We start from the raw sequence: 14055 nt of genomic DNA on the forward strand, positions 1-14055 counted from the left end.
TCAGATAAGTTCGTTGCGGCTACACGGGGGACTTCGGGGAGGAACCAGACGTGCGGTACCGGGTGGAATCGGGAGAACGCCCAGACGGCCTGTACGCGACGCTCGACGATCGCACCTTCGCGGCGCAGCGCTCCACCACCGACGGCACACTGCTGCTGACGGTCGTGGGCGACGAGGAAGCGCCCGAGGGCTTCGACCGCGAACACGAGGGCCGCCCGGCCAGGGTCGTGCTCGCGAACGAGGTGCCCGCGACGTTCGACCTGCGTACTTACGTCGAATACGACAACGAGCTGTTCGAGGTCGCGCCGGGCGACCAGCCGAACCTGACCCTGCGCTGGACGCGGCACGATCCGGTGCGCGCCGCGCAGCTCGGGCTCACCGATTTCTCGGTGACCGTGCCGAGCAAGCACCTCACCGGGCTGTGGCTGACCCGGCACGACTACGGCGAGCCGAAGGCCGAGACCGAGGGCGGCGACCAGAGCCGGATCCTGCGCGGGATCGGCCGCACGCTACGTCAGGTGCCCGGCGGATGGACGCGGGTCGCGGCGCAGTTCCGGCAGGTCGGCGACTACGCCGAGCTGGAGGTCCGCGCGGTCGGCGACGAGAACGGCCCGGTTTCGGTGTCGCTGCCCGGCACGCCGCAGCTGAGCACGCTGTTCACCCAGCTGCGCGCGGCGATGTACCAGCCGGAAACCGGCACCTGGTTCCAGGGCACCTTCACCCTCGACGCCGATTCGCAGTTCGATTTCGACTTCGACGCCGACCAGGAGCCGGACTGGCGGCTGCCGCCCAACGACGGCGGCGAGCCCGCCCGCGAGTCCTACCTGGTGGAGCTGACCCGTTTCCCGAGGCCGGACAAGCATCTCCCGGACTGGCTCGGCGCGAAGGCCGGGCTGCCGCTGAGCATCGGCTTCCGCCAGGCGCGGCCGGTCGACGCGCACAACGAGGGCGAGCGGCCCGTCGTGAACCGCCCGCCGGTGCCGCCGGACCAGATCCGCGGCGTGCTCGACTACCTGTTCCGCTCGCCCGTCGTCCTGCACCGGCCGGCACCGCAGCCGGACATCTTCGCGCCCGGCGCGCCGCCGGACGTACCGCAGGCCTTCCACACCGACGGCACCTGGATCTGGCCCGCCGCCGTACCGCATTACCTGCGCAAATACGGGGTTCCGCCGGAACCGGAGCTGGTCGAGCACATCCGCGCCGCCGGATTCCGGCCGCCGATCGTGCGCGATCTGGTCCGCGCGACCGCCGAGGCGGACGTGCTCGGCAAACCGCGCCCGGGGCGTACCGAGGCCGACATCCCGGACGACAGCCCGCTCGCCCGCGCGGTCCGCGGCGAGCCGAACCGCGGGTTGCGCGCGGCCGAGACGCTGGCGCTGCTGCAGCAACGGCTCGTCGAGCACGGCGTGCCGTCGTCGGCGTACCGGATCGGCGCGGACGAGGTGCCCGCCGAAGGCGTGTGGACGTTGCGCCGCACGGAAAACGGCTGGGAGGTGTCGCGTCCGCCGGCGGTGGAGCCGGTGGCGTTCGCCAACCTCGCCGACGCGGCCCGGTTCCTGCTCGGCACGCTGCTGATGCTGCCGCCGCAGGCGCAAGACGAATCCGATCAGCCCATGGACTGGCCGATCCTGCCGATGCGCGGCGAGCCGCCGTTGTCGTTCTACCGCGGCAAGCGGATCGTCGCGCTGCCCGCCGGCACCACGGTGGTGCGGTTCGGTCCCGAGGCCGGGAACCTGGTGCACGCGAGTTCGGTGCGGTTCCTCGAAACCTCGCTGACGCCGGACCGCGAACGCGACCGGCACGAGTACCGCGTGCAGCGCACGATCCGGGTGCTCACCGGGGTCACCACGCCGTGGGGCCAGCAGCCCGGCGGGGCCACGGCGTACCTGCTGCCGCGGCCGATCGCGCAGCACGTCGAGCAGGGAGCGCTATCCCGGCTGTGACGCCGTGATCAGTACGGCGGGCGACCACCAGTAGTCCGCGAGCGGTTCCACGGTCACGTCGGCGAACCCGGCGGCTTCGAGCTGCCGGGTCCACTGCGCGGCCGGGTGTTCCCAGTTCGTGCGTGCCGTACCGGCGGCGACGCCGAGCAGGACGGGCAGCAGAAACCCTTGCGCCACCAGGGAAGCCTGCTCGCCGTATTCGGCGACGCCGCGTTCGTACCGCCGCGCGAGCGATTCCAGGTCGGCGGAGTCCGGCACGTCGAATTCGGCCAGTACTAACCGTTCCGTCCGCGGCCGCAGCGCGCTCAGCACCTCGGCGCGGGCGGCCGGCTCGATCGACTGCAGCGCGAACGTCGACTGCGTGAGGTTCCACGTGGAACCATCCGCGACGAGAAAGTCCTGCGCGGTCAACGAAAACCGGCGCGCACCAGGGACTTCGACGTCCGCGAGCAGCGCCTCCGACGGCTCCACCAGGTCGATCCGCTCCGGCCGGAACGAGGCCCGCGCCAGCGCCGGTTCGATCGCCAACCCGTCACCGCAGCCGAGATCCAGCAGCGCCGCCGGACGCCAGGAGTCGTACCGCGCGGCCAATTCCTCGCTCAACCGCCGATACAGCTCGACGTTCCCGCCGCCGCGAATAAAGGCCGTGAACGCCGCGGGCTGGTCGTACACCGGACCGCTCGGCCCCGCCGCGAGATACGTCGCCAGCTCGGCCCCCAACGGAGTTCCCGCCTCCGCGGCGAGCGCACCCGCCCGCTCGACATCCCCGTCCTGATACGCCGCCAGCGCGCCAGCCACCCCGCTCACAGCGGCACCCACAACGTCACCCGCGTTCCGCTGCCCGGACTCGATTCCACCAGCGAGGTCCCGCCGACCTCGGACAACCGCGCGGTGATCGACTCGCTGATGCCGAATCCGGCAGGCCGTTCGTGCGGGCTGAACCCGGTGCCGTGATCGCGCGTGATCACCGCGATGCCGCCGTTGCGTTCCTCCACGCGCACCACCACCTTGTCCGTCTCGGCGTGCTTCATCGTGTTGCGCATCGCTTCCCGCACCGCGTCGCGGATCGCGATCTGCCGGACCTCCGACAATGTGTCGTCGTCCAGTTCGGCGATCACCAGCTGCGCGCGCAGACCGTCGCGCGCCATCTCCGCGGCCAGCGCCGCGAGCTTCTCGCCAAGCGGCCGCGCGCCCTCTTCCTCCCGCTGAGCAGCCGCCGTCTCGATCGTCTGCCGCAGCTCGATCGCCTGCGCACGAGCCAGCCGCTGCACCTCGACCAGCCGCTGATCCGAATCGCCGGGACCGCCGAGCGCGATCGCTTCCAGCGTCTGCAGCACCGTGTCGTGCAGCATCCGGTGCTGCCGCGCGCGTTCGGCGAGCCGCCCGTTGCGGATCCCGTACGCCAGCGCCAGCCGGATGCCGAGGCCGAGCAGGATCAGCGCGCCGACCGCGGTGAACAGGACGCCGAACATCGTCGGATACAGCGACGCGGCCTGCGCGAAATCGACCGCACCGTGGTTGAGCAGATCCGACAGCAACCGCACCGGCAGGCTGAGCACCGCCAACCCGAGCCCGGACGGGATGCCGACAGCGAGCGTGAGCAAGGCGATGCTGCCGAGCAGGTGTTTGTCCGCGACGCCGAGCGCGTCGTGGAACATCTCGGGCGACACCGTCGCGCCGATGAACAGCTCGAACACGAGCGTGGCCACGAGGTCGATCAGCAGCAGCCGCCCCGCGAGATCACTGCGGAACGGGGCCCGGCGCATCATCCAGAACAGGCCGAACGCGCTCAGCGCCACCGAGCACGCGGCCACCAGCGCCACCGGCAGCAGTCCGGCCGACCCGTGCTTCGCGACATAGGCGGCGAACTGACCCGGCACCGACACCAGGCGGTAAGCGAGCGGCACCAGCACCACGTACCGCGCCGCGCGCAGCAGCAACCCGTCGTGGTGACGCTCGTCGACCGGACCGGCCATCCGCGAAATCCGCTGCAGCGCGCGCACCGGGGTGGGATCGCCGATCTCGTCGGTCAGCCCGGTCGGGGCCGTGGCCAGCGCCGGGGTGCCGCGCCGCAGCAACATAACGAGAAAGCTGGCACTGCGCCGGTCCCCGCCGTGCTGCCGCGTCATCGATCCCCCTGTTCTCTTTGAAAGAGGGAGTATCGCGGGTGCCCGGTCGTTGATCCAGAGGCCAATGGGGGATCGTGGCGAACCTGCGATCCCGAGTTCATTTCTTAGGCCTGTTCGCCCGAACCGAGACCTTCGGCCGTCGCCCACTTCTTCAGCTCGGCGACCGCCTCGTCGTGGTCGAGCGGACCCCGGTCGAGCCGCAGCTCCTTGAGGAACTTCCAGGCCCGGCCGACCTGCGGGCCCGGCGGGAGCCCGAGCAGCCGCATGATCTCGTTGCCGTCGAGGTCCGGGCGGACCCGGTCGAGGTCCTCCTGCTCCTTGATCCGCTCGATGCGGGCCTCGAGGTCGTCGTAGGTCGCCTGCAGCGCGGCCGCCTTGCGCTTGTTGCGCGTGGTCGAATCGGCCCGGACAAGCTTGTGCAGCCGGGTCAGCAGGTCACCGGCGTCGGTGACGTAGCGGCGGACCGCCGAATCGGTCCACTCGCCGCCGCCGTACCCGTGAAACCGCAGGTGGAGGAACACGAGCTGGGAAACCTGCTCGACGATTTCCTTCGAGTACTTCAGCGCCCGCAAACGTTTGCGGGTCATCCGCGCGCCGACCACCTCGTGGTGGTGGAAGCTCACGCCGCCGCCGGGCTGGAACTCCCGGGTGGCCGGCTTGCCGATGTCGTGCAGCAGCGCGGCCAGCCGCAGCACGAGGTCTGGCTCGCTGGTCGGTTCGTGGGTCTTCTCCAGCGCGATCGCCTGCGCGAGCACGGTCAGCGAATGCTGGTAGACGTCCTTGTGCTGGTGGTGCTCGTCGATCGCCAGCCGCATCCCGGGCAGTTCGGGCAGCACCCGGTCGGCCAGCCCGGTGTCGACGAGCAGTTCGAGGCCCGGCCGCGGGTCGGGGGCCAGCATCAGCTTCGACAGCTCGGTCTGCACCCGCTCGGCGGTGATCCGGTCGATCTCCTCGGCCATCGACGTCATCGCCTCGACCACGCGCGGCGCGGCGGTGAAGCCAAGCTGCGCGGAGAACCGGGCGGCGCGCATCATCCGCAGCGGGTCGTCGGCGAACGACTCCTGCGGCAGCGCCGGGGTGTCGAGCACCTTCAGCCGCAACGCGTCCATCCCGTCGTGCGGATCGATGAACGTCTTCCCCACCAGGTCGATCGCCATCGCGTTGACGGTGAAGTCGCGGCGGAGCAGATCGCCCTCGATGGTGTCGCCGAAGGTGACCTCGGGATTGCGGCCGACGCGGTCGTAGCTGTCCGCGCGGAACGTGGTGATCTCCAGCGTCGTGCCGTTCTTGGTGACGCCGACGGTGCCGAACGCGATGCCGACGTCCCAGACCGCGTCGCCCCATTCGCTCACGATCTGCAGCACCCGGTCCGGGCGCGCGTCGGTGGTGAAGTCGAGGTCGTTGGACAACCGGCCGAGCAGCGCGTCGCGCACGCTGCCGCCGACCAGGTACAAGCTGTGGCCCGCGCGCGCGAACCGCTCGGCCAGCTCATCGGCCAAAGGGGACACTCGCATCAGTTCCGTCACCGCGTTCTGCTGGGCGACCAGGTTGTTCACTCGAATCCCACCACGAAAATGGCGCCGATACCTCGGGCACCGCCGGACACGGACACGGAGAGCCAGAGTACCCGGGCGGCCGTTTGCTCTAGCATCGCAGCATGTCTGGATCTGCCGGTCGCGCCGGAGGGCCGAAGCCGCGCCGGCGGCGACGGCGCCACCGCGGCAGGCGGCTGACCACGGTCGATGAGACCTCCGCCGGCGGACTCGTGGTCGACCCGCTCCGGGAACGCGCGGTGCTGATCGGGCGGCTCGACCGACACGGCAGACTGCTGTGGTCGTTGCCGAAGGGCCACATCGAGGACGGGGAAACGGTGGAGCAGACCGCGGTGCGCGAGGTGAAGGAGGAAACCGGCATCTCCGCGCGCGTGCTGCACCCGCTGGGCACCATCGATTACTGGTTCGTCGCGCAGCAGCGCCGGGTGCACAAGACCGTGCACCACTTCCTGCTCGAAGCCACCGGTGGCGAGCTGTCGGACGAGGACGTCGAGGTAACCGAGGTCGCCTGGGTTCCGCTGGCCGAGCTGGAGACCACCCTCGCCTACGCGGACGAGCGCAAGCTGGTTCGCGGGGCAGCTGAACTTTTCGCGCCCGACGAGCGCGGCTGAGAGGGAGCACCCGAGTGAAGCGGCCCGCCGCCTTCTTGCTGTCCTTGCTGATCGTCGCCGCCACCGCGTTGTTCGGTGCTCCGGCGAGCGCGCAGGAGAACCCGTCTCCAGAACCTGCCCGGCTGCGCCTCGATCTCGGCCAGCTGTCCCCGCGCGTCGTCACCAGCTCGGACCAGGCGATCACGGTGACCGGGACGGTGACCAACACCGGCTCCCGGCGGATCGTCAAGCCGATGGCCCGGCTGCAGATCGGCGAGCGGCTCACCAGCCCGCGCGCGATGGATTCGGTGCTCGCCGGCAACCCGGTGCAGGACAGCCCGCTCACCGACTTCACCACGCTCGCCGAAGAGCTGGAGCCGGGACAGAGCGCCCGGATGGAGATCACGGTGCCGCTCACCGGTCCGCGCGGCGCGGCGTTGCGGCCGGGTGTGTACCCGCTGCTGGTGAACGTGAACGGCACCCCGGAGTACGGCGGCCCGGCCCGGCTCGCCGCGGTGAGCTTGCTCATGCCGGTGCTCTCGACTCCGGGCCACTCGAACAACCAGGCCACTCCGCGGCATTCGAAGGTGGCCGTGCTGTGGCCGATCACCGACAGCGCGCCGCACATCCAGTCCGCGCCGTTCGGCGTGCCGATGACGCTCACCGACGATTCGCTCGCCGGCGAACTGAGCCCGGGCGGACGGCTGTATTCCCTGGTCTCGGCGGCGCGAGCGGCGCAGGAGAACAACCAGAAGGTCGGCGGCTCGCTGTGCTTCGCCCTCGACCCGGACCTGCTGCGCACGGTGGACGCGATGCGCAATGGCTACCGCGTCAGCGGCGGCGGGACGGGCAAGGGCGCGGACGCCGCGTCGAACTGGCTGGCCGCGCTGCGCGCGCTGGTCACCGGCCGATGCGTGGTCCCGATGCCGTTCGCCGACGCCGATCTCACCACGCTCGGCAAGGTCCGCAGTGCCGACGGCAACGCCGACTCCGGCCTCATGACCACCGCGCTGAACGGCACCGCGATCATCCGGCAGGTGCTCGGCGTCGAGTCGCGCAGCGGCGTGCTGTGGCCGGGCGGAGCGCCGGACGAGAAGGCACTGTCGGCGATCTCGGCGGGCGGCTTTCAGACAGTGCTCACCGGCAGCGCGAAGCTGCGGGCCGGCGGCGATGACGAGACTGTCACCGGTGCCGCGACGCTGAGTGACGGTCTGCGCGCGCAGCCGACCAACTCGATGGTCACCAGCGCTCTCACCGGCTTCGTGCCGAGCCCGCAGACGCCGACCACGTACAGCGGAGCGTCGCAACGCGCGGTCTCCACGCAGAACGGCCTCGCCGCGATCGCGTTCGAAGCGGGCCTCGGCCGCACCGAGGGATCCGGCGCGCCTCTGCTCGTCGCTCCGCCGCGACGCTGGGACGCCACCACGGACGAGCTGAACGCCTTCCTGTCCGGGATCGGCAAGCTGACCACCGCCGGGGTCACGACCGGTTCGACGCTCGACGACCTGCTCGGCAGCACCCCGGACGGCAGCGCTTCGCTGGTCGATAACACCCGTTCGGACGGCGGTGCGGCGGTCGCCGATCAGCTGTCCGGCCTCGACCAGGACGCCGCCAGCCTGCTGTCGGCGATGCAGCTGGACCCCAGGAACCGGGTGGAGCCGAAGGCGATCGTCGGACCGGTCCGCGACGCGCTCGTCCGCGGCAGCTCGACCGCGTTCGGGACCGCCGCGGCACCTTCGTCCGCCTCGGCGAACGCGACCTCCGAACTCGCCGCGATCCGCGACCAGGTCACCGTCGAACAGCCGAAGCAAACGTTTGCGCTCGCATCCGGGTCCTCGCCGCTGCCGGTGTATGTGCACAACGACCTGCCGGTCGGCGTCAGCGCGCAGATCGCGCTCAAGAACAACATGGGCATCCGGCCCGCCGAACAGACCAAGAACTGGCTTTTCCCGGCGAAGGGCGGCCAGACCAAATACGTGCAGATCGAGGCGCTGCGGGCCGGGCGGCTGTCGGTCGATGTGTCCTTGACCACCCCGGCGGGCACGGATCTCGGCGCGACCGCCCGGTTCGAGCTGACCTCGACCGAGTACGGCCCGATCACCATCATCGTCACCGTCGTCGCTGGTTGCGCGCTGCTGTTGCTGGCGTCCCGGCGGATCTACCGGCGAGTGAAGGAAAGCCGAGGCGGCACGCCCTGACATCGCGAGGGGACGGGTACTCGCGCCCGTTCCCGATTACCCTGGGTCCGCGCTGCCACAATGGCAGGGACCAGGGGACCGCAGAGGATTGGGCACGCGTTGGACAAAGAGCCGGGTCAACCACCCGAGCGTGCGGGTCGTCCTCGGCGGGACGGCGCGCCGCCGAGGCGGGACGACCAGCCTCGGCGCGCCGTCCGGGACGCCCGTCGCCAGCCGCCCCCTCCGCCGCCGCCCGCCGACCGCAGGCAGCCGCCGCCCAACGGCACCCGCCGGATGCCGCTGCCGGACGACCGTCCGCCCGCCGATCGGGCGCCTTCCGATCGGGCTCAGCCGCGCCGGATCGACCCGCGCGGCGGTGACCCCCGAGAACCCCGCGAGCCACGGGACCGCGCGCCGCGCCGCGTCCCGCCGCCGAACGGCCAGCAGCGCCCAGCCCCGACCAGGGCGGCCATGCCGCCGGTCCGCAGGCCGCCCCCGCCAAGGCCGTCCGGTCCGCCGTCCGGTCCGCAGCAACTCCCGCCGTCGGGTCCGCAACCGCTCCCGCCGAACCAGCCGCTGAACCGCGGCCAGCTTCCGCAGCCGACGCCGCCGCCCGCGAACGTGCCGGGCCCACCGCCGCCGCCGGTGCACCGGGGCCGCAGCCCGCGTCCCGGCACGCCGATCCGGCCGTGGCAGGAAGAAGCGATGCGGGATCCGGACGCCACCCGGTTCATCCCGCGCACCGCGGGCGTCCCGCTGGCCGCCCCCTCACGCTGGCCGACCGCCGACCCGGATGTCCTGCGCCCGTACGACGCGCTGGCCACCCAGGTCATGCCGCGGATCAAGGACGCGCCGCTCGCGCGTCCGGCCGAGGCTCCCGAGCAGCCCAAGGACGAGGGCCCCTCGGTCGCCAAGGCGTCCGGGCGGATGGCGATCGCGTCGCTGATCAGCCGGATCACCGGCTTCCTGTGGAAGGTGCTGCTGGTCGCGGCGATCGGGTCCGGGATCGCGACCGACTCGTTCAACGTCGCGAACACGATGCCGAACATCATCTTCGAACTGCTGCTCGGCGGCGTGCTCACCAGTGTGGTGGTGCCGCTGCTGGTGCGTTCGCAGGATGACCCGGACCACGGACAGGCCTACGCGCAACGGCTGCTGACCACCGGCGTCACCGTGCTGTTCATCGGCACCGTGATCGCGGTGATCGCGGCACCGGCGTTCACCTCGCTGTACATCGATTCGTCCGGGCAGGCGAGCGCGGGGCTGACCACCGCGTTCGCCTATCTGCTGCTGCCGGAGATCTTCTTCTACGGCGTGTTCGCCCTGGTCTCGGCGATGCTGAACGCCAAGCACGTATTCGGGCCGACCGCGTGGGCCCCGGTGATCAACAACCTGGTCGTCATCTTCACCATCCTCGTGGTGTGGCTGATGCCCGGTTCGATCGACACCGGCAATCCCTCGATCACCGATCCGAAGGTGCTCACCCTCGGCCTCGGCGTCACCGGCGGCATCGCCGCACAGGCGCTGATGCTGATCCCGCCGCTGCTGCGGACCGGCTTCCGCCCGCGCTGGCGCTGGGGCCTGGACAGCCGGATGAAGGAGTTCGGCGGGCTGGCGCTGTGGGTCGTCGGCTACGTCGCGGTCAGCCAGGTCGGCCTCACGATCACCACCCGGGTGCTCACCAAGGGCACCTCCGGCGGCGTCACCGCCTACAACTATGCGTGGCTGCTGTTCCAGCTGCCCTACGGCGTGCTCGGGGTTTCGCTGCTGACCGCGATCATGCCGCGGCTCAGCCGAGCCGCGGCCGACGGCGACACGAAGAAACTCGTCGCCGACCTCTCCTACGCGTCGCGGATCTCCACCGTGACCCTCGTGCCGATTTCCGCGGTGATGACCATCGTCGGCTCGTCGATGGGCGTCGCGCTGTTCGCGATGGGCAAGGGCACGCTGGAGGACGCCCAGCGGATGGGCCAGGCGCTGGCGATCACGGCGTTCGCGCTGCTGCCGTACGCGCTGGTGATGCTCCAGATGCGGGTGTTCTACGCGATGAAGGACGCCCGCACGCCGACGTTGATCATGATCGTGATGACCGTGGTCAAGGTGCCGCTGCTGTTCCTGTGCCCGGTGCTGCTGAACCCGGAGAACGTCGTGCTCGGCGTGATGATGGTGAACGCGCTGACCTACGTGATCGGCGCGATGCTCGGCCAGGTGTGGCTGTGGGTGACGCTCGGCAACCTGCGCAGCAAGCGGGTGATCGGGGTGATCCTGTTCACCGTCGTGGCGAGCGTCCTCGGCGTCGGGGCCGCCTGGGTCGTCGGGCTGATCGTGCCCTCGTCGCTGAGCCCGGTTCCGCACGCCTGGATCAAGCTCATCCTGCAGGGAATCGTCGGGATCGTGGTCTCGTTCGGCGTGCTCATGGCGCTGAAGGTCGAGGAGCTGAAGCCCGTAACATCAAGGTTCACCCGATTGATCAAGCGCGGGTAACGATTGATTCACGACTCACGACGCTTCTACGGCTGATGATCCGGGTACCCTCGGTGCCGGGAGCGAAGCGGGAGAGAGCGTGGACACGAGACGAAGCGAGCAGGCGGGGGACGCCGCGGGCATTCGCGCCCGGGGCGGATCGCTCGCACCCGGACGCGTCGTAGGGGACGGCCGGTATCGCCTGCTTGCCCAGTTCGGGGTAGACGAGCGGGCCGCCGCGCACCTGTGGCGGGCACGAGACGGGCAGCTCAAGCGGGATGTCGCGCTGACGCTGCTGGTCGGCGATCCGGCGGATCCGGAGGCCGCCCGGCAGGCCCGGCGCACGCTGGAGCGAGCCGCGCACGCGTCGAAGTTCGGGCACGGCGGCGTCGCGAGAGTGCTGGACGTGCTCAGCCTCGGCAGCGGCGTCACCTCGAGCGAGGGGCTGCTCGGCGTCGTGGTGGCGGAGTGGACGAAGGGCAGCGACCTGGTCGACCTGGTCGCGCAGCGCCCGGTGGCCCCCGCCGCGGCCGCGCGGATGGTGCAGGCGCTCGCCGAAGCGGTCGACCATGCCCACCAGAACGGCCTCGTCCTCGGCCTCGACCACCCGCAGCGGCTGCGGCTCACCCCGGGCGGCGCGCTCAAGCTCGCCTTCCCCGGCCCGCTGCCGGAAGCCACGCTGCGCGACGACGTCAAGGCGCTCGGCGCGGTGCTGTACCTGCTGCTCACCGGACGCTGGGCGCTGCCGGGCGGGCCGCCGGCGATCCCCGCGGCCCCGCTCACCCCGCAGGGGCACGTGGTGCCGCCGCGGTCGCTGGTGCCCGCGGTGCCACCGGAGCTGTCCTCGCTGGCCGTGCGCACGATCGAGGACGGCGGCAGCGGCGGAATCCGCACCAGCTCGGCCATCCTTCGCGTGCTCGGCCAGGTCGCCGAGCAGGAGGAACGCACCCAGCTGATCAACGCGGTCGGCAAGGACGACGCGGCGGCGGAGACCGACGGCACGATCTGGACCACGAAGAAGCCGGTCAAGGACGTCGCGCGGCGGCGGAAGCTGGCGTTCGGCGTCACCGTGCTGGTAGTCGCCACCGTGGTGATCCTCGCGTGGGGCGGGCTGATGCTGATCAACCTGTTCCAGGGCGACGGGAAGGCGACCGGTCCCACGATCAACGTCGCGGCCCCGCCCAGCTCGGCCCCGGCCAAACCGGGCAACCAGGCCCCGCCGCCGTCGAACCAGCCGCCGGCCGGGCCGAAGATCGGCGAGCCGGTGACCCCGAAGTCGGCCTCGCTCTACAACCCGCAGGGCTCCGGCGACAACCCGGGCCGGGCGAAGAACACGATCGACGGCGATCCGGGCACGATCTGGAAGACCGACCAGTACCAGCAGCAGCTGCCCGCGCTGAAGCCCGGCGTCGGGATCGCGGTCCAGTTCGACGACCCGGTGAATCTCGCGCAGGTGAAGATCAGCGCGAACAGCCCGGGCACGAAGGTCGAGATCCGGTCGGCGGACAGCAAGAACCCGCAGCTCGACGACACCAAGGTGGTCGGAAGCGGCGATCTGAACGGGCCGGACACCACGATCACCCTGCAGCAGCCGACGCAAAGCCAGTACTTCATCGTCTGGATCACCCAGCTGGGCGACAACGGCGGCGACGGCTTCCTGAGCCAGTTCGGAGAGTTGAGCTTCCTGCCTGCGGCGTGAGCTGCGTTCGCGACTCAGTAGGCTCTGCCGGGTGACGGCTGCAGCTCCCACGGATGCGGATCTGATCGCGGCACACGCCGCGGGTGATCCGCATGCGTTCAGTGAACTGGTCCGGCGGCATCGAGACCGCATGTGGGCGGTCGCCCTGCGCACGCTGCGCGATCCGGAAGAGGCCTCGGACGCGCTGCAGGAGGCGTTCATCTCGGCCTTCCGCGCGGCGAGCAAATTCCGGGCGGAGTCGCAGGTCACGACCTGGCTGCACCGGATCGTGGTGAACGCGTGCCTCGACCGGATCCGGCGAAAGCAGGCCCGGCCGACCGTGCCGCTTCCCGAGACCGGGGAGTTCAACGAACCGGCCGCGCCCGGCGATTCGATGGCGCAGCGGGAAACCAGCCTGCTGGTCCGCCAGGCGCTCGACGAGCTGCCCGAGGACCAGCGCGCGCCGATCCTGCTCGTCGACGTCGAGGGCTATTCGGTGGCCGAGACCGCGAAAATGCTCGGCATCGCCGAGGGCACGGTGAAGAGCCGGTGTGCGCGCGGGCGGGGAAAACTCGCGAAGGTTCTCGGGCATCTGCGGAACCCGGACGGGGGTGGCGACGTCCCAACTAACGAAAGCAAACGCAAGCACGCCACTTCGGAGGGGTCCCGGAGTGCCGGGCGAGTCCAGCGCTCGCCGGGGAACGGGGAGGGACGATGACGGACGAGAGCCGGGGGGCAGGCGGAACCATCGGACCGCCCTGGTCTGTCGACCTGCTCGCCGACCTCCACGCCGGGGTGCTCGACGACCAGGAGGCGGCTCAGCTGTGGCCGCGGGTGAACGCGGATCCAGAAGCGCGGTCGATCATCGAAGCCCTCGAAGCGACCACCGCCGACCTGTCCGCGCTCGCCGCGGAACCGGCCCCGCCGATGCCCGCCGAGTTCGCGGCCAAGCTCGACGCCGCGCTCGCCGCGGAGTCGGCCGCCCGGCAGGAGGCCACGTTTCCGGCGGCCGCACCGGAGCCTGCTGAGCAGCAGGTCGCGCCGGTGGTGGACCTGTCGGCGGCGCGGCGGAGGCGGAACCGGCAGCTCGGCTGGGGTGCCGGGATCCTGACCGCGGCCGCGGCCGCCGCGGTGGCCATCACGCTCACCGTTCCCGGCACGACCAAAACGGATACGTCCGGCGTCGCCGCGCCCGCGCCGTCCGCGGTAGGCGGCCCGTCCGTCGGTGCCGACGGGAGCGGGGCGGAAGCGCTGCTCGGCGGCGGTCTCGGCGTGCGGAACTACGGCCCGTTGCAGGACGTGAAGCGGTTCGACGCGTGTGTCGAGGCGGCGGGCATGGACCCGGCGGTGCGACCGGAGGGCGTGCGGCCGGTGACCGTCGACGGCAAGCCTGGCGTGGTGGCGATTTACACCACCGGCAAGCTCGCGCAGTTCCGGCTGGTCGCGTTCGGCGCGGAGTGCGGTCCGGGCAACCCGGCGAAGCTGTTCGACAAGGTGGTCGGCAAGAAGTAGCGGGCAGGAC

General features: G+C 71.1%; 10 protein-coding genes. 7 read left to right on the forward strand and 3 right to left on the reverse strand.

Translation table 11 applies throughout. The features are described from left to right. The first annotated feature begins 50 nt into the window (after positions 1-50). Entirely contained in the window at positions 51-1943 is a 1893-nt protein-coding gene (locus RPX00_RS13230) for a TNT domain-containing protein (protein ID WP_406639819.1), read from the forward strand. On the opposite strand, the gene RPX00_RS13235 is transcribed toward RPX00_RS13230, so the two are convergent. From RPX00_RS13235 to RPX00_RS13245, 3 genes are all read right to left on the reverse strand, one after another. After that, a complete protein-coding gene (locus RPX00_RS13235; protein ID WP_406639821.1) occupies positions 1929-2762 on the reverse strand; it encodes a class I SAM-dependent methyltransferase in 834 nt (277 codons plus the stop codon). The two genes, RPX00_RS13230 and RPX00_RS13235, sit on opposite strands and share 15 nt — an antisense overlap. Then, positions 2747-4072 carry a sensor histidine kinase gene (locus RPX00_RS13240; RefSeq protein ID WP_406639822.1) on the reverse strand — a complete coding sequence of 442 codons (1326 nt, stop codon included), beginning with the start codon at positions 4070-4072 and terminating at the stop codon, positions 2747-2749. The genes RPX00_RS13235 and RPX00_RS13240 overlap by 16 nt, the downstream gene beginning before the upstream one ends. Before the next feature lie 104 nt (positions 4073-4176). After that, the gene (locus tag RPX00_RS13245; protein WP_406639823.1) at positions 4177-5628 is read right to left on the reverse strand and encodes a CCA tRNA nucleotidyltransferase; all 1452 of its coding nucleotides are present in this window, start codon (positions 5626-5628) and stop codon (positions 4177-4179) included. Between the two features lie 101 nt (positions 5629-5729). Here RPX00_RS13245 and RPX00_RS13250 point away from each other — a divergent pair, with 101 nt between their 5' ends. From RPX00_RS13250 to RPX00_RS13275, 6 genes are all read left to right on the forward strand, one after another. Then, the gene (locus RPX00_RS13250) at positions 5730-6236 is read left to right on the forward strand and encodes an NUDIX hydrolase (protein ID WP_406639824.1); all 507 of its coding nucleotides are present in this window, start codon (positions 5730-5732) and stop codon (positions 6234-6236) included. Between the two features lie 14 nt (positions 6237-6250). Then, the gene (locus tag RPX00_RS13255) at positions 6251-8413 is read left to right on the forward strand and encodes a DUF6049 family protein (protein WP_406639825.1); all 2163 of its coding nucleotides are present in this window, start codon (positions 6251-6253) and stop codon (positions 8411-8413) included. A gap of 684 nt (positions 8414-9097) precedes the next feature. After that, positions 9098-10876 carry a murein biosynthesis integral membrane protein MurJ gene (gene murJ / locus RPX00_RS13260; protein ID WP_406639826.1) on the forward strand — a complete coding sequence of 593 codons (1779 nt, stop codon included), beginning with the start codon at positions 9098-9100 and terminating at the stop codon, positions 10874-10876. Between the two features lie 79 nt (positions 10877-10955). Continuing rightward, positions 10956-12554, forward strand: coding sequence for a hypothetical protein (locus tag RPX00_RS13265; RefSeq protein ID WP_406639827.1), 1599 nt, complete (start codon positions 10956-10958; stop codon positions 12552-12554). A gap of 31 nt (positions 12555-12585) precedes the next feature. Further along, on the forward strand, positions 12586-13251 hold the full coding sequence (sigM, locus tag RPX00_RS13270) for an RNA polymerase sigma factor SigM (protein WP_406639828.1): 666 nt from the start codon (positions 12586-12588) through the stop codon (positions 13249-13251). Then, positions 13248-14045, forward strand: a complete 798-nt coding sequence (locus RPX00_RS13275) for a hypothetical protein (RefSeq protein ID WP_406639829.1) — start codon at positions 13248-13250, stop codon at positions 14043-14045. Before sigM ends, RPX00_RS13275 begins: the two co-directional genes overlap by 4 nt. Positions 14046-14055 lie beyond the last annotated feature (10 nt).

The sequence above is a fragment of the Amycolatopsis sp. WGS_07 genome (genome assembly GCF_045278895.1).
Lineage (GTDB): Bacteria > Actinomycetota > Actinomycetes > Mycobacteriales > Pseudonocardiaceae > Amycolatopsis.

Bases quoted from the DNA above. Each gene is read 5' to 3' on its own strand.
- RPX00_RS13275 (WP_406639829.1), top strand. From the start codon at position 13,248: ATGACGGACGAGAGCCGGGGGGCAGGCGGAACCATCGGACCGCCCTGG.
- RPX00_RS13250 (WP_406639824.1), top strand. From the start codon at position 5,730: ATGTCTGGATCTGCCGGTCGCGCCGGAGGGCCGAAGCCGCGCCGGCGG.
- RPX00_RS13240 (WP_406639822.1), bottom strand. From the start codon at position 4,072: ATGACGCGGCAGCACGGCGGGGACCGGCGCAGTGCCAGCTTTCTCGTT.
- murJ (WP_406639826.1), top strand. From the start codon at position 9,098: ATGCGGGATCCGGACGCCACCCGGTTCATCCCGCGCACCGCGGGCGTC.